This is a genomic window from Pauljensenia sp. C0170B4 (assembly GCF_056590235.1).
On sequence record NZ_JBWPVS010000003.1, the window covers coordinates 323,853 to 348,449 of the forward strand.

General features: G+C 58.8%; 21 protein-coding genes. 14 read left to right on the forward strand and 7 right to left on the reverse strand.

The annotated features are described in order from the left end of the window. Positions 1-129 precede the first annotated feature (129 nt). From AC1EJ1_RS05705 to AC1EJ1_RS05745, 9 genes are all read left to right on the forward strand, one after another. Positions 130-1,506 (forward strand): anaerobic sulfatase maturase, encoded by a 1,377-nt coding sequence (locus AC1EJ1_RS05705; RefSeq protein WP_083314424.1) that lies wholly within the window; start codon positions 130-132, stop codon positions 1,504-1,506. Next, a complete protein-coding gene (locus tag AC1EJ1_RS05710) occupies positions 1,503-2,384 on the forward strand; it encodes a sulfite exporter TauE/SafE family protein (protein ID WP_285015453.1) in 882 nt (293 codons plus the stop codon). The genes AC1EJ1_RS05705 and AC1EJ1_RS05710 overlap by 4 nt, the downstream gene beginning before the upstream one ends. A 250-nt stretch (positions 2,385-2,634) precedes the next feature. Then, positions 2,635-3,942, forward strand: a complete 1,308-nt coding sequence (locus AC1EJ1_RS05715) for an ABC transporter substrate-binding protein (RefSeq protein WP_227469246.1) — start codon at positions 2,635-2,637, stop codon at positions 3,940-3,942. Positions 3,943-4,054: 112 nt separating this feature from the next. After that, positions 4,055-5,155 (forward strand): carbohydrate ABC transporter permease, encoded by a 1,101-nt coding sequence (locus AC1EJ1_RS05720; protein WP_083314412.1) that lies wholly within the window; start codon positions 4,055-4,057, stop codon positions 5,153-5,155. Continuing rightward, positions 5,152-6,225 carry a carbohydrate ABC transporter permease gene (locus AC1EJ1_RS05725; RefSeq protein WP_257525598.1) on the forward strand — a complete coding sequence of 358 codons (1,074 nt, stop codon included), beginning with the start codon at positions 5,152-5,154 and terminating at the stop codon, positions 6,223-6,225. Before AC1EJ1_RS05720 ends, AC1EJ1_RS05725 begins: the two co-directional genes overlap by 4 nt. After that, the gene (locus AC1EJ1_RS05730) at positions 6,222-7,670 is read left to right on the forward strand and encodes a GH1 family beta-glucosidase (protein ID WP_480295513.1); all 1,449 of its coding nucleotides are present in this window, start codon (positions 6,222-6,224) and stop codon (positions 7,668-7,670) included. Before AC1EJ1_RS05725 ends, AC1EJ1_RS05730 begins: the two co-directional genes overlap by 4 nt. A 10-nt stretch (positions 7,671-7,680) precedes the next feature. Beyond that, positions 7,681-8,700, forward strand: a complete 1,020-nt coding sequence (locus AC1EJ1_RS05735; protein ID WP_480295514.1) for a LacI family DNA-binding transcriptional regulator — start codon at positions 7,681-7,683, stop codon at positions 8,698-8,700. A 179-nt stretch (positions 8,701-8,879) separates the two neighbouring features. Then, positions 8,880-11,357, forward strand: coding sequence for a DEAD/DEAH box helicase family protein (locus AC1EJ1_RS05740; protein ID WP_480295515.1), 2,478 nt, complete (start codon positions 8,880-8,882; stop codon positions 11,355-11,357). A 132-nt stretch (positions 11,358-11,489) separates the two neighbouring features. Continuing rightward, positions 11,490-11,906 (forward strand): hypothetical protein, encoded by a 417-nt coding sequence (locus AC1EJ1_RS05745; protein WP_480295516.1) that lies wholly within the window; start codon positions 11,490-11,492, stop codon positions 11,904-11,906. A gap of 2 nt (positions 11,907-11,908) precedes the next feature. Here AC1EJ1_RS05745 and AC1EJ1_RS05750 read toward each other — a convergent pair whose 3' ends face one another. Both AC1EJ1_RS05750 and AC1EJ1_RS05755 read right to left on the reverse strand, forming a co-directional pair. After that, entirely contained in the window at positions 11,909-12,622 is a 714-nt protein-coding gene (locus tag AC1EJ1_RS05750; protein WP_092648999.1) for a response regulator, read from the reverse strand. Then, a complete protein-coding gene (locus tag AC1EJ1_RS05755; protein WP_285015470.1) occupies positions 12,619-13,956 on the reverse strand; it encodes a sensor histidine kinase in 1,338 nt (445 codons plus the stop codon). The genes AC1EJ1_RS05750 and AC1EJ1_RS05755 overlap by 4 nt, the downstream gene beginning before the upstream one ends. 136 nt (positions 13,957-14,092) lie before the next feature. On the opposite strand from AC1EJ1_RS05755, the gene AC1EJ1_RS05760 reads away from it, so the two are divergent. From AC1EJ1_RS05760 to AC1EJ1_RS05775, 4 genes are all read left to right on the forward strand, one after another. Continuing rightward, positions 14,093-14,989: an ABC transporter ATP-binding protein gene (locus AC1EJ1_RS05760; protein ID WP_070726111.1), complete on the forward strand. Its 897-nt coding sequence runs from the start codon at positions 14,093-14,095 to the stop codon at positions 14,987-14,989. Next, entirely contained in the window at positions 14,986-16,059 is a 1,074-nt protein-coding gene (locus AC1EJ1_RS05765; protein ID WP_285015473.1) for an ABC transporter permease, read from the forward strand. The genes AC1EJ1_RS05760 and AC1EJ1_RS05765 overlap by 4 nt, the downstream gene beginning before the upstream one ends. Positions 16,060-16,187: 128 nt before the next feature. Then, complete coding sequence (gene hemG / locus AC1EJ1_RS05770; RefSeq protein ID WP_285015475.1) at positions 16,188-16,715, forward strand: menaquinone-dependent protoporphyrinogen IX dehydrogenase; 528 nt, start codon at positions 16,188-16,190, stop codon at positions 16,713-16,715. Between the two features lie 219 nt (positions 16,716-16,934). Next, a complete protein-coding gene (locus AC1EJ1_RS05775; protein WP_285015478.1) occupies positions 16,935-18,368 on the forward strand; it encodes an MFS transporter in 1,434 nt (477 codons plus the stop codon). A 100-nt stretch (positions 18,369-18,468) separates the two neighbouring features. Here AC1EJ1_RS05775 and AC1EJ1_RS05780 read toward each other — a convergent pair whose 3' ends face one another. From AC1EJ1_RS05780 to AC1EJ1_RS05800, 5 genes are all read right to left on the reverse strand, one after another. Further along, positions 18,469-19,341, reverse strand: a complete 873-nt coding sequence (locus tag AC1EJ1_RS05780; RefSeq protein ID WP_285015479.1) for an NADPH-dependent oxidoreductase — start codon at positions 19,339-19,341, stop codon at positions 18,469-18,471. 71 nt (positions 19,342-19,412) lie between these two features. Beyond that, complete coding sequence (cas5e, locus tag AC1EJ1_RS05785) at positions 19,413-20,234, reverse strand: type I-E CRISPR-associated protein Cas5/CasD (RefSeq protein WP_070726117.1); 822 nt, start codon at positions 20,232-20,234, stop codon at positions 19,413-19,415. After that, the gene (gene cas7e, locus AC1EJ1_RS05790) at positions 20,231-21,295 is read right to left on the reverse strand and encodes a type I-E CRISPR-associated protein Cas7/Cse4/CasC (protein WP_227469252.1); all 1,065 of its coding nucleotides are present in this window, start codon (positions 21,293-21,295) and stop codon (positions 20,231-20,233) included. The genes cas5e and cas7e overlap by 4 nt, the downstream gene beginning before the upstream one ends. Next, a complete protein-coding gene (locus AC1EJ1_RS05795) occupies positions 21,292-21,963 on the reverse strand; it encodes a type I-E CRISPR-associated protein Cse2/CasB (RefSeq protein ID WP_070726119.1) in 672 nt (223 codons plus the stop codon). Before AC1EJ1_RS05795 ends, cas7e begins: the two co-directional genes overlap by 4 nt. Next, the gene (locus AC1EJ1_RS05800) at positions 21,960-23,669 is read right to left on the reverse strand and encodes a type I-E CRISPR-associated protein Cse1/CasA (protein ID WP_480295517.1); all 1,710 of its coding nucleotides are present in this window, start codon (positions 23,667-23,669) and stop codon (positions 21,960-21,962) included. Before AC1EJ1_RS05800 ends, AC1EJ1_RS05795 begins: the two co-directional genes overlap by 4 nt. A gap of 215 nt (positions 23,670-23,884) precedes the next feature. On the opposite strand from AC1EJ1_RS05800, the gene cas6e reads away from it, so the two are divergent. After that, a complete protein-coding gene (gene cas6e / locus AC1EJ1_RS05805; RefSeq protein ID WP_285015484.1) occupies positions 23,885-24,565 on the forward strand; it encodes a type I-E CRISPR-associated protein Cas6/Cse3/CasE in 681 nt (226 codons plus the stop codon). The last annotated feature ends 32 nt before the right edge of the window (positions 24,566-24,597 follow it).

Genomic DNA, 24,597 nt, shown 5'->3' on the forward strand with positions numbered 1-24,597 from the left:
GGACGCGATCACTGCACGATGTGACGTTGCATAAGACATCCCGCCCGGGCCTTGATGCGGTGGCGCCTGAGCGAAAACCGTGACTACGCTGGATCAAAACGGCTGACGATGAACGGGCAGGAGGTATCCATGACACGCGGATCATCTCCAGCGCCGGATCCCGAACCCGCAGCAGACTCCGTGCCGGCACTGACAACACTGCCGTTTCCACATGTGCGCACCGAGGCCCCTTCCCTCGACGGGACACCTCTGGCACGCGAAAGATTTCCTTTCTCCGTCGTTGCCAAACCCGCTGGTGCGGCGTGCAACCTCGACTGTCAGTACTGCTTCTTCCTGTCGAAGGAACTGCTCTACGACGTGCCGCGCCAACGCATGAGCGAGGACACGCTGGAGCGATACATCGCAGAGTTCCTGGCCGCCAGCGCTGACGGCGAGGTGACGATGCTGTGGCAAGGTGGCGAGCCCACCTTGCGCGGACTCGACTTTTTCAGACGTGCCGTCCAGCTGTGCGAGGATTACCGCCGCCCCTCGCAACGCGTTGTCCACGCGATTCAGACCAACGCCACTCTGATCGACCGCGACTGGGCGCAATTCCTGGCCAAGCACGACGTCCTGGTTGGTGTGTCGATTGACGGGCCTGAGGCGCTGCACGATGCCTACCGACTGAATAAGGGTGGCCGCGGCACACACACGATGGTGATTCGAGGGTGGCGATACCTGCAGGAAGCCGGTGTGCGCTGCAATGTCCTGTGCACCGTTCACCATGCGAACGAACACCACGCCCGCGAAGTGTACGAGTACTTCCGCGATGAGCTGGGCGCTGAGTTTATGCAGTTCATTCCCATCGTGGAGCGCGTCGACCCCGAATATGCTGATCTGGCTGAAAACGGCTGGCGCGGCGAAGGGGAGCGCGCTCCGAGCGTGTTCTACCGTCAGCATGGCTCGGATGTGACATCACGCAGCGTGGACCCTGAGGCGTACGGCCAGTTCCTCTCCACCGTTTTCGACTGCTGGGTTAAGCGCGATGTGGGGCGCGTCTTCGTCCAGGATTTCGATTCAGCCTTGTCTGCGCTTTTCGGTGCCGCGTCGGTGTGCGTGCATGCGCCCGAGTGCGGATTCAATTTCGCCATGGAATTCAACGGCGATGTGTACGCCTGCGACCACTGGGTTGAACCTGACTGGCTTGTGGGAAACGTGGCATCGGACGCGTTTGCTGACCTGGCCCGAACTGACACGATGGGCCGCTTTTCACGCAAGAAACGCCTCGAGCTGACCGGACAGTGCCGGCGTTGCCCGTACCTGCAGCTGTGTTATGGCGGATGCCCGAAGGACCGCTTCGTTCGCTCGGTCGACGGAGAGTACGGGCAGAACTATCTGTGCGCCGGATACGAGCACTTCTACCGACACATCAGCGCTGACCTGGAGCGCATGGCGGGCCTGATTGTCTCGGGCCGGCCCGCCAGCGACATTATGAATGACACGCGAAAGGGAACATGCAGGACATGATGAGCATTGTTGCAGCGTTGGCAGTCGGATTAGCGGTGGGTGTCGTGGTGGGCGCGCTGGGCGCCGGCGGCGGCATCTTGTCCGTCCCGATCCTGGTGTATCTGCTGGGGCAGAGCCCCCATTCTGCCGCCGCTTCGTCGCTGGTCATCGTGGCTCTGACCGCCGTCGTGTCAATCGTTGACCACCAGCGCCACGGACGGGTTCGAATCAAGGAAGGGCTCATTTTCGGAGCCCTGTCGTGCATCGGGTCCCTGGCCGGTTCACGCCTGAGCGTGCTGGTAGACGGCACCATCCTCATGCTCTGTTTTGGCGCATTGTTGCTGTGCGTGGGCACACTCATGATCTGGCGAGTGTTGCGCCGTGCCGGATCGTCATCCGGCGATGCGTCCACAGATGCCCTCGACGATACTCCCGCTGATGGTGCTGATGGCGACGATGCTGACCCTTCCTCCACCCGTATTGACGAGGGTGCCCGCGCGCCTCGTCGTCTTTTCTCACTGGACGGCGTCAACGTCTGGGCACTGATCGCTGCGGCAACACTGACAGGCTTCCTGACTGGCTTTTTCGGTGTCGGCGGCGGGTTCGCGGTTGTTCCGATGCTGGTGCTGGTGCTGAAATTCCCGATCAAGGAAGCGTCAGGCACGTCGCTGTTGATCATGATCATTGCCTCAGCGATGGGGCTGCTATCTCGGGTGGGAACTCACGTGAGCGTCGATTGGGTTGTGACACTGTCGTTCGCGGCTGCCTCAATGGTGGGTGGAATCTTCGGCGGAAAATTGACCACTCGAGCCAAAGACAGCACCCTGACACTGACTTTCGGTGGGCTGCTGTTAATCGTCGCCGTAGCGACGCTGGTCTCCACAGCTGTGGCACTGTGAGCGACGGCTGCCGTTAGACACAAGGAGTACCGGCGAAAGCCTGAACACCCGCCTTGTGAGAGGTGTTACTAAATTGTGTCCATTTAACGGTGGCAGCCTACGCACTATGGTGGCATGATGGGAAACATCCTGTTGAGAGCGCTCTCAGCCTGTGAACACAATGAGAGAGCGCTCCCAAAGGTGGCCTTATCAGGGCGCTGGTCCATGCGCATCGGCAATGGACGACACCATCACATACGAAGGAGTAGTTGTGAGATCGAGAAAAATGATGGGCACCATCGGAGTGTTCTCAATTGGCGCACTTGCGTTGGCAGCCTGCTCGTCAGGCGGAGGATCGGAATCTTCAGCATCAGGCGAGGCTGGCGGCGGATCAGACGGCGACATCACGCTGACTGTCGCAACATTCAACGAATTTGGCTACGACAACCTCTTTGACGAATACATGGAGTCACATCCGGGCATCAAGGTCGAGCAGAAGAAAGCGGCCACCTCGAACGAAGCCCACGACAACATGCTCACCCGTCTGGCAGCAGGATCCGGCCTGTCGGACATCGAAGCTATCGAAGTGGACTGGTGGCCCGAACTGAAGCAGTACCCAGATGAATTCGTCGATTTGAGCTCACCTGACGTTGAGGGTCGCTGGCTGGACTGGAAGGCCGAAGCTGCGATGACTGAAGATGGCAAGCTGATGGGATACGGCACGGATGCCGGTCCGGAAGCCATCTGCTACCGCGCAGACATGTTCGAAAAAGCCGGCCTGCCAACTGATCGCAATGAGGTGGCCAAGCTGCTGGAAGGCGACTGGGACAAGTACTTCGAAGTCGGCAAACAGTTCGTCGAGGCAACCGGAATTCCGTGGTTTGACGGTGGAACCGGTACCTACCAGGGTATTTTGAACCAGGTTGAACAGCCCTTCGAAGAGTCTGACAATACCGTGATCCCGCTGGACCAAAACGACACCATCAAGAAGGTGTACGACCAGGTACTGAAGGCGTCGGTCGAGGATAACCTGTCTGCCCACCTGTCACAGTGGTCGGAAGACTGGACCAACGCATTCCAGAATGATGGTTTTGCCACGATGCTGTGCCCGCCGTGGATGCTCGGCGTTGTCGAAGGAAATGCTGAAGGCGTCGAAGGCTGGGACGTGGCTCCTGTCTTCCCCGGTGGCGGTGGCAACTGGGGCGGCTCCTACCTGACTGTTCCTGCGCAGGGCGCACACCCGGAGGAAGCCAGGGAACTCGCAGCATGGCTGACCGCACCCGAACAGCAGATCAAGGCATTTGAGACCAAAGGCAACTTCCCCTCGCAGCTGGAAGCACTGGATTCTCCGGAGCTGACCGAATACACCAACGAGTTCTTCAACAACGCTCCGATCGGGCAGATCTTCTCTGACATGTCGAAGAAGATCACGGTCCAGCCGTACAAGGGACCCAACTTCTTCGCTCTGACCACGCTGGTCACCGACGGCATTACGCGCGTCGATGTCGACAAGACTGATGATGCCCAGGCGTCCTGGGACAAGGTTATTGCTGAATACAACCAGCTTGATCTTCAATAACTCCTCACTGTGAGACTGTGGCGGGCTCAAAATGGGCCCGCCACAGTCCCCAGCTCATCGGATCCATCTTGCACATTCGTGCTTTTCTACCTGAAAGAACACAGGAAAACCCATGTCGAGCGATGCTGCCACTGCGCGCGTTACATGGCGAGATCGTCTCAGTAGATTCGAGTACAAAGCCTCTCCGTACCTGTACATTTCGCCATTCTTTATTGTTTTCTCCGTGACCGGATTGTTCCCCCTGGTCTATACAGCCTGGGTGTCCGTCCATAAATGGCACCTGATCGGTGGGGATAAAGGGTTCAACGGAGTTGAAAACTACGCAGCCGTTCTGGACCATTCAGTCTTCTGGATCGCGCTGCGCAATACATTCTCAATTTTCTTACTGTCCTCAATTCCGCAGATCATCGCCGCGATATTCATTGCCTGGGTGCTCGATGCCAACTTGCGTGCCAAGACATTTTGGCGCATGGGTGTGCTGCTGCCTTACGTTGTGGCGCCTGTGGCCGTGGCCCTGATCTTCTCGAAAGTTTTCGCTGACCAGTCAGGCATGATCAACACGCTGCTGGGCATGGTGGGCATCAGTCCGATCGGCTGGCATGCCAACGCTCTGGCCTCCCATATCGCTATTGCGAATATGGTGAATTTCCGCTGGACGGGGTACAACGCTCTGATTCTTCTGGCCGCCATGCAGGCGATTCCGCGTGAACTGTACGAAGCGGCAACCGTTGACGGGGCAGGCCCGGCCCGCCAGTTCTTTTCGGTGACGATCCCGCAGCTTCGGTCGACCATTATTTTCGTTGTCATCACCTCCACTATCGGCGGCCTGCAGATCTTCGACGAGCCGCGCATGTACGACACGATGGGTGGTGGCGGCGCCGACAACCAGTGGCTGACCCTGACGATGTACCTGTACCAGGTCGGGTGGGGCGCGCAAAAGAGCTTCGGTAAGGCATCTGCCGTGGCATGGCTGCTCTTCCTCATCATCGTTTTCTTCGCGGCGATCAACTTCCTCCTGACCAAGCGAATTTCCTCCTCCGGTCAGAGGGTTTCCCGTGCTGAGAAGCGCGAGGCGCGTCGGCGCGCCGTCGAAGCACAACATCGCTCCGACAAATCGGGTGCGCAGCACGAACTGGTTGCCACCTCGGCCGCACACTCCGATCACCGTTCGGCACATTCAACTTCTGCAGGGAAAGGAGCTGACCTGTCATGAGTACCCTTGAAGGTGCTTACCAGCCGTCGATTGCCATGATTGAGCAGCGATGCGGCAAAAGGGCTGCGCGCGCAGCGGCGCGCGCGAGAGCCAGGCAAGACCGTCGTCGCACCATCAGGGCACGGACTCAGGAAGGAAAGAGCCAGGCTGCCTCGTCAGTTCAATCAACTGCTTACGAGCTCTCCGAACCTGTGCGGAAAAAGCGTGGCCGGCGCGCGGACACACCCGAACACCGTGGTTTCGGCACGACCCAGCGGCCGCGGTGGTACAAGTACGCACTGCTGGTAGTGATCCTGCTGATCTCTGCTTACCCGCTGTACTTCGCGTTTTTGCTTGCTTCGTCCACCGCGCCTGACATTGCCAAGAATCCGATTCCGTCCCTGATTCCGGGCGGGCACCTGATCGAAAATATTCAGCGCGTCCTCAACTCCGACATCAACGTGTGGGGGGCGTTCATCAACTCGGTGATCGTCGCAGTGATCTCGTCCGCCTCTGTGGTGTTCTTCTCGATGCTGGCGGGTTACGCGTTTTCGAAGCTGCGTTTCCGCGGGCGTGAACCACTGCTGACCTTCATCATCGCGACGATGGCGGTGCCCGCACAGCTGGGCGTTGTCCCGCTGTTCATGGTGATGACAAAACTGGGATGGAGCGGCGAACTCGTCTCCGTCATTGTGCCGGGCATGGTCAGCGCATTCGGCGTGTTCTGGATGACGCAGTACATCCGCGACGCACTGCCCTACGAACTGATCGAGGCAGCCCGCGTGGATGGCGCCTCCATGTTCCGCACGTTCTGGTCAGTGGCGATTCCAGCTGCACGACCCGCCGCGGCGATGCTCGCCCTGTTCACGTTCGTCGGCTCATGGACCAACTTCTTCTGGCCGTTCATCGTTCTGGGCGCGAAAAACCCAACACTGCCCGTTGCACTGCAACTGCTGCAAGCCTCCTACTTCAAGGACTACTCCCTGATCATGGCAGGCGTCGTCGTGGCAACGGCACCACTGATTATTCTGTTCTTCCTGGCCGGACGACACCTCGTCTCCGGCGTCATGCAAGGAGCTGTCAAAGGATGACCACACTCACTTTCCCTGAAGATTTCCGATGGGGCGTCGCCACCGCGGCAGCTCAGGTTGAAGGCGGCGCATACGAGGGCGGGAAAGCTGCGTCCATCTGGGACGTTCACTGCCAAACCCCGGGCGCCATCATCGACGGATCCACTATCGACGTCGCATGCGACCACCTCCACCGCATGAAAGAAGACGTCGCCTTGATGAAAGACCTCGGTGTCGGCACCTACCGATTCTCCGTGTCGTGGGCGCGGGTCATGCCTGACGGGCACACTCTCAACGAAGAAGGCCTGGCGTTCTACAGTGACCTGATCGATGAGCTCCGTGCCGCGGGAATCAAGCCGTGGCTCACGCTCTACCACTGGGATCTGCCGCAGGTCCTGCAGGACGAGGGTGGCTGGACGAACCGCTGTACCGCAGAACTGTTCGCTGATTACGCTGCCGCTGTGTATGACCGTTTTGGCGCCCGCGTGGACGTGTGGACAACGCTGAACGAACCGTGGTGCTCGTCATTCCTCAGCTACGCATGCGGTGAGCATGCACCCGGTCACACCAGCCCTGATGAGGCTGTGGCGGCGGCGCACCACCTGCTGTTGGCGCACGGACTGGCGATACGTGCCATCGACGCCCTCGCCAATGAAAAAGGTGAGGAGCCGACGCGTGGAATCACGTTGAACTTTACGGTGGCACATCCCGCTGACCCCGAAAGCGAGGGTGACAAGGATGCTGCGCGCAGGATCAACGGGCTGCATAACCGTATTTTCCTTGACCCCATTTTCCGCGGCGAATACCCTGCTGACGTGGTCGAAGACATGCGTCTGGAAGCCGACATCATGCAGTATGTACGCCCCGGAGACATGGAGATAATCCATGTGCCGATCGACGTGCTGGGGGTCAACTTCTATAACGGAATGGCAGTGGCCGCACCTGAGGATGGATACAGGAAATCGGTGCCTGCACCGAATGCGCAGGGAGTGCTGCGGTCCAGCCCGGAAGTCGGTTCATCATCTGTGCGCGTAGTCTCGCGCAACTTGCCGCTGACAGATATGGGATGGGAGGTCGACGCTCACGACCTGTACCTGCTGCTCACATACCTGCATCGGGAATACACCGAGCCGGCAGGAGCTGACCTTGTGGTGACCGAAAACGGTGCCGCCTACCCCGATGTTGCTGATGAGCACGATTACGTGGACGATTCTGCCGACCGTTTGGTGTACATTCGTGATCATCTGGCAGCTGTTCACCAGGCAATTGACGAGGGCGCCCGCGTGCGCGGCTACCTGGAATGGTCACTGATGGACAATTTCGAATGGGCATTGGGATATTCGAAGCGATTCGGCATCGTGCGCGTCAACTATGACACGCTCGAGCGAGTACCGAAGGCTTCAGCGCTGTGGTACCGCGACGTCATGCGCACCGGAACGCTGGAGATTCCAGACGCCCAGGAATAGAGGATGAGTCATGGGAGTCGCGCGCACGGGCGCAGTGCGCCTTGAGGACGTGGCGCGCGCAGCTGGCGTGTCACGTGCAACGGCATCGCGTGTCGTGCGTGGGGATACCCGTGTGTCACCGCAGAAAGTGCGCGCCGTGCAGCGCGCTGTCAAGGAGCTGAACTATCGGCCTAACCGTGCGGCCCGTTCGCTCGTGACCCGGAGAACTGACACGATCGCGCTGATTGTGCCTGAGCCGGATCAACGCATCTTTTCCGACCCGTTCTTTTCTTCGGTTGTGCAGGCGGTTGTCTCCAGCCTGGATGACACGGACGTGCAACTGGTTCTGGCATTTGCAGATAAGGAAGGCCACCACCAGCGCCTGCGACCGTTCCTGTACGACGGGCATGTGGACGGTGCGATCGTGACTTCTCATCACCAGATCCCCGGCCAGGTTGAAACCTTCATGCATGCGCCCATTCCAATCGTGTTCATCGGACGACCCGAACAATCCACATCCTTTGAGTCGTGGGTCGATGTGGATAACGAGCAGGCTGGTCGTATGGCTGCCCGCCGACTGGTCGAGGGTGGATCGCGCAAACCGGCTATTATCACCGGATCAACGGATATGGTGGCAGCGCAGGATCGTCTGGATGGTTTCTGTGATGAGCTGCGAACTCACGATATCGAGGCACTCGTTGTCAACGGCTCGTTCACTGCTGAATCGGGAGCCCGGGCGGGGTATCAGTTGACCGAGCCGATTCAGCGGGGCGAAGTTGACGCTGTTTTTTCCTCGTCGGACCTGATGACGATGGCCGCAATCAATGTGTGGCGTGACCAGGGAATTCGCATACCGGATGATGTTCGCGTGGTGTCGATCGACAACTCGGAAATGGGAGCGAGCTTCACTCCGCCATTGACGTCACTGACGAACCCTGCTGATCAGATGGCTGACGTTGCCACGCGGATGCTGCGTGACCTGATCAACGGCGAACATACGGAAGCTCCTGTCCTGCTGCCGTGTGAGCTGGTGGTCCGCGCATCAGGTTAGAGTGAAGCATGCACAAGCCCGAATCGAGCGCACCTGATGACGACTCAGCTGTGCCTTGTGATGCGCACAGGAACAGGCGTCAGCGCTGTGATACCGATAGCTGTGAAGAGGAGCGCCCACTGAGCACGTGGCAATTCACGGGAAACCTGCGCACGTACCAACGCGACATTCTTGCCACTTTGACACCAGGCCCGGATCATCCCCTGCATATTGTGGCGCCGCCAGGAGCAGGCAAAACACTGGTCGGCCTGATGCTGGCCATGCGTTCAGGATGGAAAGCCGTTGCACTGGCTCCCACGACAACTATTCGCCATCAATGGGCTCTGACTGCCACGAAGCTGAGCCGGGCGGCCGCCGCCTATGCACCCGTGCCGGACGATGAACCTCAAGCTACGATCAGCGAAGATCCGGAATTGGTCGGCGATTTCACTGCGCTGACATATCAGGCATTGTCCACCGTCCGCAGCACAGATGCTGTTGCTGATTTGGCGCGGGAGCAGTGGATCGACGACCTGGTGGATGCGGGCCGCTCAGTGCAGGCGGCTGACGAATGGTTGAAAGATCTGAAGAGCTCAAATAGCGCGGCTTATCGCTCCGGCATTTCTCGTCGAGCCTCCAAGATCCGCACAACCCTGACAGCGCAGGATCCTAAGCTGGTGGAACGCGTACTGCACCCTCATGCAATTGCTGCAATTGATCGGATAGTTCAGGCTGGCGTGCGCACAGTCATCCTTGATGAATGCCATCATCTGCTTGACCACTGGGCACTGGTTATCGGACTGCTGTTGGCGCGTATTCGTGCCAGTGGCCGCGAACCGATCGTGATCGGTCTGACCGCCACGCTGCCCAGTGTGGACGATGGCCGCGCATTTGACACCTATTCAGGTCTGTTCGGTGACGTCGACTTTGAGGTTCCGACCCCTGCCGTCGTTCGGGAAGGCAACCTTGCACCATACCGGGATCTTGTGTGGTTCACTGAGCCGGCAGATGATGAAATCACATTCCTTACCTCTCATGATCGCCAATTGCGTAGATTTTTGAAGGCAGTTTTTGCAGGGGGTGAAGGCCTCGACTTTTTGTTGGAATCAATAGGTTTCATAGGTATAGATGGCGAGCAGCCTACAGGTATAGATGCACAATTGGAGGCCGATTATGCATTCACGGAATCAGCTGCGCAGATTCTGATTCATACCCACGGTGATCACCCTGCAGCACTCACACTGCCCAGACTGATCGGCAACAGACGCCCCAGCATCGACAGCGCCATACGGGTGTGTGCACGCTTCGCGTTGGAGAAGATTCTGCCGGATGCGAGCCGAGCCGATGAATGGCACGCGATGCGCCGCACACTCAAAGACTTTGGATATTACCTGACTGACAGAGGGATCCGTGCGGGTCGGAATCCGGTTGATACCGTCATGGCGCAGTCACACGCTAAGAACGATGCGGCCGTCGATATTGTGCATCACGAGCTGGCAAGCGCGGACGGTCAACACGTTCGGGCAGTTATCGTGTGCGACTTTGCCACTGAAGGGAATCGACGAGGGCGCTCCACCGGCCCCGTTGCCAGCGCGGTGGAATGTTTTGCCCGAGTGTGTGCTGACGCGACAACAGCGGGACTGCACCCGATTTTGCTGACCTCACAGCACCTGCATGTTGCCAGCGCTGACGCGCAGTGGATCATTCCCGCCCTTGAAGAACTCAGCGGTCTGCGCCTGGCAGTTGATAGCGGTGACGAGAACGAGCCGGAACAGGCAGACCACCTGGTGACCAGAGTCAAAGTGGAATCATCCTCCCCTTCTGCGGCAGTGCTTGTCAGAGCGGTATCCACACTGATGGAGCAAGGCACAGTACGTCTGCTGGTCGGCACCCGAGGCTTGCTGGGGGAGGGATGGGACTGCCCGGCCGTCAACACGCTGATTGACCTGACCGCTGTGGCCACATCAGCTGCAACTCAGCAGCTGCGTGGGCGCACACTGCGCTTGGATCCCCAATGGCCAGGAAAGGTGGCGCACAACTGGGGAGTGATCTGTGTGATGCCGCCGCGTATCTCCCTGGATTCTGATGCGGAAATATCGCGTATGAATCGTCGCCACGAACAGTTGTGGGGACTGGATGTCACCCTGCCAACCGGTCATGCCCCGCAGGCCAGCGACTACTTGCAAGTCAGTGACCGCCCGCACCCCGGCAACCAGCCGCAGCCCGCCAACACCCTGCTATCAGGTCAGTTCCCACAGATCGTCACCGGCATCGATCACTCGCTCACGCTCACTGGGCAAGCCAGGTTGCGCGCACTTCTTGAAGGCGACAGGCGTGCCACCATCAACCAGCTCAATGACCAGACACTGCAGCTCATAGCGTCACGAGCCACCACCTACGAACAGTGGGGTATCGGCCAGCCCTATTCAGGCGACACCAGCCACGACACGGCAGTGTCGGCCGGAAAGAATCCAACGTTCTATTCGCCGCCCACCCTCTGGACAGCCGTGGCCCTCCTTTCCGGCCTGTGTGCCCTGCTGGCCGGCATCATCTGGCCAATGCTCGTCATGTGGGGCACGCACCCTGTCCGCATCCTGATAGCACTGGCATTCATGGTGGTGCTCCTGGGCATCGCAGGCGCATGGCGGCTCCCCGTTGAAATATGGCGCATGTTATGAGGGCGTTCACACCCCGCCCGCGTCTATGCCGGTGCCACTGTTGCCGTCTCCCGCGGCCTTGTCGCCTCAGAACGCGGCCAGCGCCTTGTCTCACTCGATGAGGTTCAGGTCCGCCCTTACGGCGCGGTCACAGTGGGAACCCAGGCAATGCCCGCCGGCTATGTCGTGTCTTTGCCGGATGTGCCCGATGCGAGTGCACGCACCATCATCGATGCAGTCAGTGAAGTCTTCGCTCCCATTGAGACACCGCGGTTTCTGCTGCGCGTGACCTTTCAGGGAGATTCGCAGCGCCCGTCGACGCTGCTGTTGCGCATGGTCAGCTGGATCGCGCAACGGATCTCACCCTCGGCACTGTACGTGCAGGTTCCCAGGGAGGTGGGAAGGCGAAAAGCCGGAGCCAAAGAATTCGCGCGCGCCTGGGCCGAACTGATTGGACCTTGCCAGCTTGTGGAGGTATCGGGCGCCGAGGCGATGAGGCCGCTGGCGCAGGCTCGCCTGGCCAGCCGCAACAATCAGACGCATTCACGGGTACGCACCGTGTGGGCCTGACGTCAGCTGCGCGGTCTGATGCCGTGCGCATGTGCCCACACCACCAGTTGAATACGATCACGAGCGTGCACCTTGCGCAGCAAACTCGACACGTGAGTTTTCACCGTGGATTCACTGACAAAAAGAGCCTCGCTGATTTCCGCGTTGGTGTGACCGGCTGCCAGAAGTTCGAGTACCTCGCGCTCGCGGTCGGTCACATTGGCGGCTTCCAGAGCCTGGCGTGGATCCAAAGCGTGGCCCGCATCCATTTCAGAGCCACGAGTACCACCTTCGCCACGAGCACCTTCGCTCCGCTGACGCATCGCGTTCATGACAATGCGCGTCACGTCATCATCCAGTATCGCCTTGCCTTCAGCGACGCGCCGAATTGCGTCGAGAAGTTCCTCAGGCCTGCACGTTTTCAGCAGAAACCCGCTGATGCCGGCAGAAACAGCATCAACAACGTAGTAATCATCTCCAAACGTTGTCAGCATGATGATCTCCGGCCCGCTATCTGCACATTCGTCCACAATCTCGCGCGCCGCGCTGAGCCCATCTTTCACGGGCATCTCAATATCCATGCAGATCACATCCGGCCTCGCACTGCGTGCAATGTCGAGTGCCTCCAGTCCGTTCGCACCTTCAGCGACAACCTCCATATCGTCAGCAGTGTTGACAATGATGCGCAGCCCGGAACGCACCAACGCCTGATCATCAACGAGGGCGACTCGAATCATGCCATCTCCTGCCTGGCGACTGTGCTGGGATCACGATCACCGGTCGATTTCATCAGGGGGACATGTGCGCGCACGACGAACCCGCTGTATTGACCGGGATGCGCTTCGACAGTACCCCCGACCGCACCGATACGTTCACGCATACCACGCAACCCCATTCCCGTTGACGTGCTCGCCGAATGCGCGGGCCGCCCTCGTCGATCGGCAATCATTGCCCTGGACGTGTCAACCACTTCAACCTCCACCGCATCAGAGGCGAACCGGACGATGACCTGGACGCGGCTGCGTTTCGGCGCGTGTTTACGCACGTTCGTCAGCGCCTCTTGAGCCACGCGGTATAGAGCGACGTCGACCAGCATCGGCACCGGACGCGGCTCACCCACCACAACTGTGGTTACATCCATACCGATGTGCGCGGCCTCTTCTACAAGGGAAGGGATCTGTGCGATGCCGACGGTCGGCCCGTCTTCACCATTGCTCGGGTCACGTAACGTGTGCACGAGGCGGCGCAGCTCTGTGACCACGGCGGACGTGCCTTCCTCGATGTGCTCCAGGGCGGGGCCGATCTTCGAAGGATCCGATGTCAGGTTCAACCGGGCAGCGCCGGCATGGATGCCGATGACAGAGATGTGGTGAGCCACCACGTCGTGCAGTTCGCGCGCAATAGCCAGTCGTTCCAGCACGACAGCCTGGGTAGCGGTGGTGCGACGTTCCCGTTCCAACTCTCCGCCTTGCGCTTCGAGGCGTGCCCGCATGCGTGCCCACTGCCAGGAGGCTTCACCGACTGCGCAGGCAAGTGTCAAGTTCAACAGGTTTGTCATGACGGTGATGAGAATGACCGTGGCATAGGCAGAAAAGACGCCGGCGCGGGAGATACCGGGGAAAAGTTCGACATTGGAGGAGGCGAGGATGAGCCACACGACGCACCAGATCACGATCGCCGCGGTGCAGACCAGCCGCACCACCAATGCGCGCACGCGTTGGCGACCCCACGCGCCCACCGTGTACAGAGCGATCGACAGGCACAGGGAGGTGACCAATTGCTCGGGCACGCCAAAATGCGCATTTACCAGGAACGCCGCCGTGATAATGAGGGCCACGGTGCAGGGAATGCGTCGGCGCAGCGCGGAAGCTGTAAACGTGATCGCCAGAGAGGCGAGCGTCAGCCACATGGGGGCAACTTCCGTGAATATGCCCGAACGCAAGTAGAGGGGAACCGTCAGAGCTGACCATGCGGCCAGCACGCAGGCCAACACAATGTCACGCCTGAGCCCCTGTTCAGTGGGACGCGGCCTGACCCATGTGGAGTTCAACTCGACAATCGGACCCGTCATGAATCCAGCATAAAGTCATGATCCTACGGGCGCGGGGTCAGGGAGGTGGCGGGAAGCGAAAATCAGTCGCACGACCGATAGGAATCATCCGCCAGACGGATGCGGATCGGCTCAGGTGGCACGTAGCGTAAGCACCATGCTGGAAGTTCGAAATCTTAACCGGTCATTTTCCGGCCACCAGGTCCTCCACGATCTGTCCATGACTGTTGCCGATGGGCGCATGACGGGTTTCGTTGGCGGAAACGGCGCCGGGAAAACAACGACGATGCGTATCATCATGGGCGTCCTGGAAGCTGACTCGGGTGAAGTCCTGATCGATTCACACACGACGAGCACCGCTCAGCGCGCGCAATTCGGATACATGCCAGAAGAACGCGGCCTGTACGCGAAAATGCCGCTGCGCGAACAACTCATCTACCTCGCGCGTCTGCACGGCGTGTCCGCGCACGACGCATCCACGTCCACTGATGAGCTGCTTGATGAACTCGGCTTATCGGAACGCGCTGCGGAACCGGTGGAAAACCTGTCGCTTGGCAATCAACAGCGCGCCCAGGTCGCGGCGGCGATTGTGCACCACCCGACAGCGCTGATCCTCGATGAACCCTTTTCCGGTCTGGATCCTTTCGCGGTGGATGTGGTGCTCGGCGTCCTGCAACGCATATCGGACACAGGTATTCCGGTGCTTTTCTCTTCTCACCAGCTCGACGTGGTCGAGCGCCTATGTGAGGACCTCGTCATCATCAGCGACGGTCACATCGTGGCCGCGGGAGAGAGGGAAGAGCTGCGCGAACAGTACTCGGACCGCTCGTTCGAAATCGAAGTCAGCGGTGACTGCGGGTGGATTCGTGACATGCCCGGAATCGAAGTCAGCGCCCTGGAAGGCGGATTTGCACGCTTTTCAGCACCCGACGAGCAGGCAGAACAACGCGTCGTCGAGCAGGCTCTGCACCGTCGCGACGTAGCGGGTCAGCTCTTGCACTTCGGCCCCATCGTCCCCTCACTGGCACAAATCTTCAAAGAGGTCATCGAATGAACTGGTTCCAGCAAGTCGTGCTGATTACCGCACGCGAGGCAAAAACACGATTCACGTCCAAAGCTTTCATCGTCATGGTGTCGATCGTGGGTCTTGGCGTCCTTGCGGGCACCATCATCCCCGGGCTGCTCGGCGACGATGATGAGGTGCCTTCGGTCGCCACTGTCGGACCCTCCGTTACGCAGATGGCCACGAGCGTGGGGCTAGATGCCACCGAAGTTGCTGACAGGTCCGGCGGTGAAGAACTCCTGCGCGACGGCAGCGTCGAAGCCGTCATTGACGAGGGAGACTCACCCGTTGGCCTGACAGTGGTGGCACTGGAAAAAGAACCGGCCAACGTGATCAATGTATTGGCGGCCTACCCAAAGGTTGAACTTCTGGATCCACCACAAGTGGACAGCATGATGGCGTTCATGATCTCGCTCATCTTTGCGGCCCTGTTCATGCTCAGTGCGGTCACATTCTGCAGTTACGTGGCGCAAGGCGTCGTGGAGGAAAAGTCGAGCCGCATTGTGGAGATTCTGCTGGCCACGACGGGTGCGCGCGCACTGATGTGCGGCAAGATCGCAGGTAACACGATCGTGGCGTTCACTTGTATCGGTGTGGCTGCAATTCTGGCGACGACGGGTCTGCTGGTGACGGGGCAGGATTTGCTGCTCGGTGAGCTGGGATCGGCTCTGATCTGGTTCGTGATTCTGTTCCTGTTGGGCTTCATCGTGTTGGCTGCGCTCTATGCCGGTGCTGCTTCACTGGTGTCACGCCAGGAAGACGTCGCAGGAGTGACCGGGCCACTCATGATGCTCATCATGATTCCGTACGTTCTGGTCATCCTCTACTTTGACAACACCACGGTCATGGCCGTCATGAGCTATGTGCCATTCAGTGCTCCGATTGCGATGCCGGCACGCCTGTACATGGGAACGGCACAGTGGTGGGAACCGTTCATCAGCACGGCGATCCTGATCGTCACCACGGTGGTGTTGGTGTGGTTGAGCTCGATCGTGTACGAGCGTGCGGTGATGCGCATCGGCAAGCGCGTTGCACTCAAGGACGCGATCAAAACGGTGTGAGCAGCGGGAACTGTGCGCGCAGCACGCTCTTTGCCACAGTCCGTCATATTACGAGCCGCAAAACGGCACTATGATGTGGATCCGTACCTGACATGTGACGGACGGGAACTGGGTTTATGGACATCGTGGTGCTCTGCTCAAGCCGATTTGGACATACACGCCGCATCTGTGGGCGCGTCGCTGACATCCTGCGCCAGGACGGGAACGATGCTCGCGTCCTGGACATCACGGGACGCGAACGCATCGAGCCTGCACCGGGTCGGGCAGTCATCGTCGGAGCCTCCACCAGGTACGGTTATTTTTCCCCACGAGTGTGGCGCTTTGCCCGCACCAACGCTGCAGCACTGGCTCACATCCCCAATGCTTTTTTCGGAGTGAACCTCGTGGCCGCGAATGATGGCAAAAACACTCCGGAAACAAACGTGTACATGCGTCGCTTCTTCGAACACACCCCATGGAAACCGGACATGATTGACGTATTTGCCGGTGACCTCGATTTTTCGCTCTACAACCCGTTCGATACCGCGGTAATCAAGATGATCCGCCGTTTCATGGGACGCGACATTGACTTCACCCAGCGTGTCGAATTCACCAACTGGGATGACGTGGCCACATTCGCCCACGACTTTTCCGCACTGGCCGCTCACGGGAAGTAAACTATCGCTGATCCGGTTGCTGGATCACACGATATCCCCATGAATACCCCGGATCTGCCGCTGCTGCGCGGTCACTGAAAGTTCGGTGTGTATGCGTGGAGAATCACGGTGCGACAACCTGCTCGATGGTGGACAATGGTGCATTGAGAGGCATGCTGACTATGCAGCCCTCATCAATCCCTTCACACAGTAGTTCAGCTCGATTTTTGCGGAGAACACGTGAGCGCGCAGAATGTGACCCCTGCACCCGAGACTTCCGAATGCGCCGCCGATGCGTCACACTCTTCCAGCTCGCCGGCAGATGAGTGGCCATCACACGGTGTGAAGGTCTACCGCTCCCTGCTGAGCATTCCGCGCACCCCTCGTTTCGCATTCGGCGGCACAATCGCACAGTTCCCGTTTCCCCTGGTCGGAATGGGCATGCTCATCGGCGTTCAGCACGCCTACGGTTCTTATGGTCTGGCGGGTGCTCTGTCAGCGGTCGTGGCGCTCACCTCGGCCGTTGCCGGCCCGATCATTGGGCGTCTGGTTGACAACCACGGCCAGCGCCGCGTTTCCATTCCCATCATCACGATCTGGGTTCTGGCCGACATCGCCGTCATGGTGGCCCTGGCGCTGCGCGCCCCGATCTGGGTGCTCTTTGCTCTCAGCCCCCTGCTCGGCCTGTACGCACCGTTCGGCTCCATGCTGCGCGCACGTTGGGCAGTCGCCCTGCGCGGACGCCCACAGGGTCTCAACTCTGCCCTGTCACTGACGTCCACCCTCGAAGAATGCATGTGGGTGATTGGTAATCCGCTGGCAGCCTTCCTTGCCACCTCCATTTCGCCGCTCGTGTCCCTTGGCCTGGCCGCCGTCCTCATGAGCGTGGGCATGTGGATCATGCTGGCAGATTCGACCTACGAACCGGCCCCACAGTACGCTACCCGCCACCGATCCATCGCGCGCCAGGTCTCGCGAATACTGCGCCGTCATGGCGACGTGCAGGACTCCCTCGTCACTTCACCCACCACGGACGAGGGCGACTTGCCCACCGAAAACCCGCAGCCACAACCGGCGGCGCGCCAGGGCCTGTGGTCGGTTGCGTTCGCATCGATGCTGATCATTCAGCTGGCCTACGGCGCGTTCCTGTCGATCACGACACTGTCGGTCGTGGCGTTCAGTGGCGAGCAGGGCCACCAGGAACTGTCCGGCGTGATCACCGCCTGTTTTTCAGCTGCATCCATGATCGCGGCCCTCACCTACGGTGCGATCGACTGGAAGGGTGAGCTGTGGAAACGTTTCTACATCGGGCTGATTGCGCTGGCCGTGGGCTGTTCGATGCTGGTATTCGTGCACTCCATGTGGGGTGCCGCGATCGTCATGTTCATCGCCGGACTGGCGCAGGCACCGACCGTGGTGAACGTGAATCAAATGATTGTGCGTATGGTGCCGTCCTACCGATTTACCGAAGGCATGGCGCTGTGCGGAACAATGTGGGTGGTCGGCCAGTCTGCCAGTTCACTGATCGGTGGTCACCTGATCGATGCGTTCGGCGCCATCGGAGGATTCCTGACGACGGTCGGCTGCGCCCTGGCAGCACTGATCTGCGCATTCGCGACATTTTTGCCGATTAAGCGCGCCGTACGCGGGGAGACGCCGGCGAACTACTTCTAAGAACGAGCTGCTGACAGGATTTGTGATTTGCCTGCTGACTAGCTTTGAGATCTGCCTGTTGACAGATTCTGGGAGCCGCTCAGCTGACGGGTTCTGAGGACTACCTCTGGACGAGGCCCTGATCGTTCATGACCTGCATGGCGGGGGCAGTTTCCGATGGGCTCGTGCCGTACTTCGAGACGATCTGGTTGCTGAACGAGTCGACGCGGCTGTTCAGGTTTCGCATGTCGTAGTACCGGGTGACGAGGGCGTCGTAGTCATCCAGTGCCGCGCGTGCCTGATCGGAGTCCAGGTCAGGGTATGCGTCAACGCCAACTGTCAGCTCGCGCGGGAGCCGCGGCTTGAACTGGGGTTCCTGGGCCGGGTGGCCAACCAGGACTCCAACAACGGGGTAGGTGTGTGCGGGTAGTCCGAGCAGGTCGATCGTTTCCTGCGGTTTCGCGCCGATGGAGCCAAGGTAGACGGTGCCGAGCCCGAGAGATTCAGCGGCGATCACGTAGTTCTGTGCGGCGATCAGGGTGTCGCGGCCGGCCTGCTGATAGGCGTTGATCGTTGATGCCGGGTCGGTGGGCTGGCCTGCGCGCTCGCGGATCACGGCGTTGCGATGCAGGTCCGCGACGAAGATGACCAGTTCGCCTTTCGTGCCTCCAATGTAGGGTTGGCCCGCGTTGCGGGCCAGCGCGTTGCGCGTGTCCTCGTTCGTGACACGGATGATCGTCATCTGCTGGTAGAAGCTGGAGGTGGGCGAGCGGCGTGCCACGTCGATCAGCGTGTCCATGATGTCCTCACCGACCGGCTCGTCTGTGAATGCGCGGATCGTGCGGTGCGCAAGCTGAGTGCGGATCGTCTCGTTGGTGACCGGAGTGGTCGGAGCAGTCACCAGTGGATCGTCATCAGATACGGGTGGTTTCACTGGCTGGGTCGGATGGGTGGGCTGCGCTGACTGGTCTGAATGGGCTGACTGGTCGGACACGGTGCCTCCTTCGCTGTGCGGCATGGAGCTCGTTGATGTCTGCCCATCATTGTCCGACCCGTCCGGCCAAATCACAACACCTGTCCACGCGGGGGTGAGTCAAGTTCGCGTCGAATGCTGAGCAGGTCGGATATCGCTTGAAGCCGCTGTGTCTGATCGGTTGCCAGCGGGACTGCACACTGTGTGCGTTTCCCTTTTGGCCCGGTGTACTGCGAATACTCAACGAAAATCAGCGGGGTCGTGCGCGGTAGAACTGAATCGGACGCTGCGTTGGAATCGGCGGTCCGCACATCGGCGGTTCCTGTTCCAGCGTCAGGTCGAGTAACTTTCCGGCGCGCATGACTGTGCCAGTCGAGTGTGGGAATTTGCTCGAGACAATCGACGGATCCGCGTCCCAGATAGAAAGGAAAGGCCGGCGGGAAGGCTTTCCTCCCCAGATAACTGGTGAATGACGGGGATGACAGGGCTGATTCCAGTTCGTCGAGGCGCGCGTCGCATACAATCCGGACGATGAATTCTCCATCAGCCAGGTAGGTTCTGTTAACGACTGACGTTCCGTTTTGCTGGTCAGGCGTGAAAACCAAACTATGGTCCGATACTTTGTCACCATGTGACAGAAGCAGCCGCGTCCTGAATTTCGTAGATTCTGTGCGCGGATTGATGGTGTGGTAGTCGTCAACTACGCGCGGCCGCCGGTCCTGGCGCACGGTGAACTCAACATCGTCAAGCCACTCGGGCCAGTCGTCACGCGGCGCCCCCAGTGCTCCCGCTACCAAACCCTTCAATCCCGTCCGGGTGGGAAACCGCTCAGTATGGACGATATTTCCAGCTATTGCCGGTCCAGCCCACGACTGCAGCACTCCCGCCAGGCGCAGATAAATGCCGTCAATCACGCATAGATCCAATCGACGACGCGCTCAATAAGGTCGTGAAGGTTCACTCGGTCAGCACCTGGGAACTCTGATTCCGGACACTTCGCGGTGCCCGATAGCAATTGCAGGTCGCCAAAGTTTCCGGCATCAAATTCGCGAGCTCGCTGGTACTGGTCGCTCAGGGCAGTGATGCTGGGTGCCTCGAAACCTCCGCCTTCGTTCGGCTCGACGGGTGTTTCAAATTCGTATGAGGTTCGGCAGCGCTGCTCTTCCGCCAGAATGAGGACAGGCATGGTATAGGGGGCAGTGGAATTCTCTTTGCCGCGCGGAGCGCCATAGACCATTGCCCGAAGCAGCTCGCGCACATTATCGCGGGATTCGGGATCGTCGAAAGCGCTCCAGCTGCGCTTGAGCTGTTCTTTATCAATGGTCACCGTGCGGTAGAAAGTGCCGTTGACGTAACGCTGCACACCCAGATAGGTGGCACCGGTTTTGTGATCGCGAACCTTCAGGTCATCAACAGTTGTGAAGTAGTCGCTCTCAATGGGCGTGGCATGCGTGGTCACTCCCGGTGACACCGCGATTGCGGCTTCAGTGTTTTTGTTCGGCTTTTTCGCAAACATTCGCCCGAAGGCTGCTATCGCCAGGGAACCCGTCGTGTCGTCTTGGATGAATTCACCGCCCTTTTCGTCCAGAACTCTCTGGGTTGCTACGTTTATCTCTTCTCTGCTCATCCACACTGAGCGGTCGGAACCGTTGGCGCTCTTGCCTTTGTTTGAAGTCAGCTTGCTGACTAATTCATTGGCTCGTTCCTTCAAAGCCTCTAGATCAGATTCTGGCCTGATCGCGTACGCAAGTCGCACAATTTCGTCGGTTAGTTGCCCCGAGCGAACCGATGTATCAAGACTCGCTTCTTCATATCGTGCGCGGATCCCTCGCTTAATGCTCTGTGAGGAGTGGAGTGCTCGCAATTGGCCTCCAACGATCACCCGTTTGGGCGTTCCGGCATCATCTCTGTTGAGATTCGAATACGGCACGTTTGTCAGAAAGTGCAAGGTCAGGTTCTTTGCCATGGAAGTCATTCTCCTTTGTCTGAGTCCTCTGAATGGTCGGCTGCGTCGATGATCTGATCAGTCCGGGGAACGAAATTGGAATAGTAGTCACGCAGAGGTGACATCCGCATTGCTCGTGATTGCGCGCTCGCGCCTTTACCCCAGTGGAGGAGGAGGCGATAAAGATCGAGGTAGTCGAGGGCGGGAACTGCGTCCACTGATTCCGCGATCTGAAGGATGCGGCGGATGGTCTTCACTGCCTCCTCGAAGTCCTGCGTATGCAGATAGGCAAGGCGCTCTGCGATCGCATCGTGTGTGGGTGAAGAACTGGCGAGTGTCTCGGCTGTGCTCGCAGAACTCACCTCCGAGGTTTCACGAGAACTGCGCGACTTCTTTTTCGCCCACGACACCTGTTGGCACCAGCGTCCAAACGGTTTACGCCTTAACTCCTTCGTTCTTTCAAATGAGGGTACATCCGTGAATTCAGCGGCGATCGCAGCCATGCGAAGAAGCACGCGATATTCATGCTCCCGAGTTCCTGCTGGCAGCGCGGGGTACACGTACGGAATTGCGTAGTACTCGGTGGTATCGTCCGCTCCGCGTCTGAGTTCCGCCCGCTGCTTGCGGAAACCGGAATCGTTTCGTCGCCGGAGAATTTCCTGCAAAAGCTGTCTACCCGGAAGACTTTCAGTTGTCATTGCTCACCATCCTGAGAAAATGCGACTTTGCCATCCTTTTTAGCGTCTTTCAGTCGCCTGTTGATGTCCCGTTGCAGGTCGGCGCGGAGCTCGTAAATCTGTTGTGCATCTGTTGCCAGATAAGGTTCAGTGATCTCATCGAAGGTTTCCAACGATGCGGCGCGAAGATCCGTCAAGAGATCGCCTGGGTAAGACTCATGGGCGCGAAGACTTTGAATGAATCCCTCATACACGGCGGAAATCCTGCGCCAGAATTCGCTGGATACGTCGTTATAGCGTCCTGCTAACAGTGGACGGGCCCGTTGGGTGCGTGATTTGCCTCCCTGCGTTTTGGCCTCGCCTCGAGGAAAGGCCGCCGTTACATATCGGTGCAGATCTGTGACAACCACTGCCATTGCGACAATTGCATCCTGTTCGTCTTCTGGCAGATCGAAGCCCCATTGATCGCGGCGTGGCTGAAAGATTTCGGATGCTCGCACGACTGGTGATGGGGACGTTCCCTCCACTAGGTGTCTGAGGAAAACCGGTTCGGGAAAGTCCACGTTTTCGAATCGAGGTGGGAAGAGATTGCCAGCAGATCTGTCTAGGAGCTTTTCAGACTTGTTGAGGGAATACCATTCCACTGACAGATCCGTGGGGTCGCGACCAATGTCCAAGCGTTGCGCCTTAAGCACGCCTTTTGAATCTGCGAGGTAGAAGTAGAAGGGATCCTGCGTATTGCGGTGGTTCCGCCATTCTATAAGAGGTGTATCGATAAATTCGAGTATTTTCTTGCCACGCTTGTTCTTTTCAATCTTTTTGAGAGGAAACGGTAGCCACTCTTCTGGGACTCCGCATACCCTCACCTGAACCAGATCGGTACCTTTCCAGTATCCGATCGCTGTGTTGGAGCTCCATGTGGCAGACCAGAGGGAACAAAAGTCACCATTAGATGCTCGAGATTTTTCACAGGTTCGGTCCGCAAAGGCGGGAAGGCCACCCTCGTTAACCCAGCGTGCGGGGAGGGAACTAAGAAGGGTCTTAAGAAAAGACCCATTGGGGTACCGCCAGTAGAATTCTGTGGCAGTGAGGCTTCGGCCAGGAAAACGGAAGCCAGGAGTTGCTGAACGTGGCTTTTCGACGTAGGAAATAGGCTGCGACGTGGGGGATGTGCGAAAATCAATGGTCACACTGAGGTTTGAGGCCGGAGAGAAGTAGTGATAAGTAGTGAGTTTGAGTAGAGCTTCTGGCAGGGCAAGCGTGGTTGGGTAGGCAACTCTGCGATTCCAGAAATCTTCACTTTGACTCGGAGGCATTGCAGGTGACAGCTTCTTGACAGCGTCTGGTTTAGTTGTCGAATACCTGTCCCCTATTTTCTTTTCTTCTCGAGGAAGTGGGGGGCGCTGCATGAAAGGTTGCTCGGTGTCGAAGACGTTGGATCCATCCTTAAGCTGTTCCACCATGAAGTCTGCAGCGTCACGGGAGAGGCCATTGTTGATCAGGTCTTTCACGATGCCTCTGCCGGGTCGCACATCAGCAGAATCGTGGCGAATCGCGACCGCGAGGATTGAGGTAAGGAATCTGATCTGTGCGGAGACCTCGAAAGCTGGGCGATCAAGGCGGAGAGCCACGTCTGGTGTGTGGCATTCAAGCAGGAAATCCTTGGGCGTCATAAGGCCGACAGTGGTATCGATCCACGCAACGTCCTCGATCGCGTTGAGCTCCAATGCTCCTGTCCTATCTACTGAAGTAAATGAACTAGTGCGGCCATTATACTAGTGGACACGAACAAAGAGTTGTGCAGCTCACTTCAGCGTCGCCCGTGCTGCAGCTGTCGCTCAGGCATTGATCGCCCGACCTGAGGCTTCGCAACGCGGCGTTCTTTGGCTATCGTCGAAGTTGGGCGGACAACAGAAGTCCGACCCCTATGAAAGGCAAAGACATGGGATCCATCTACCTCGTCAAATACCCGATGATGGTTGCTATGCAGCAAGTTCCAGATGCGCAGGGTTCAGTGTCGGGGAAAATGGATGATCCTCTTTTTCGTCATCGTGCGGTGATGGCACTTTTCGAAGATTCTGATTCCGCGAACCCTCGGGCGCAGTGGAATGTGCTATTCCGTGTCGAGCATCTGCCTGGTCAGCCGCCATTCTTCCTCATCCAGTCGAGCGTGGCTCCGGTCAACCTTCCTGAGGGCGCGCAGATGATCTCTCGGGAGCTGCGGCTGGTCCCAGAGGGAACACCGGTGGCTTTCCGCATCGCGATCAATGCTGTGCGCCGGCAGAACAGAGATTCCGGCTCTGATCCTGGGAGCAACGGTGGCATCAAGCCCGTCCCCTTCGACGGCGACGAGCAGGCGCCGGAGTCGATCAGCAGGATGACGCCGTGGCTTCAAGGCAAGCTTGCCGGCGGCCTTTCTGATCTTGAAATCATCAACCATCGGAGGGAAGTGCTGGGAACTTCGCGCCAGGGCAGGAAAACCTCGCAACGAGTTGTGCAGGTGGATAAGGTCGATGGCGCAGCTATTGTTGCCGACTCTGCGCAGTTGAACAAGCTCATTCTTAACGGTGTTGGCAGGGCTAAGTCCTACGGATGCGGGCTGCTGTCAGTACGCCAGTTATGAGCATGCCTCGATACGAGGAGTCTGAGTGCGGA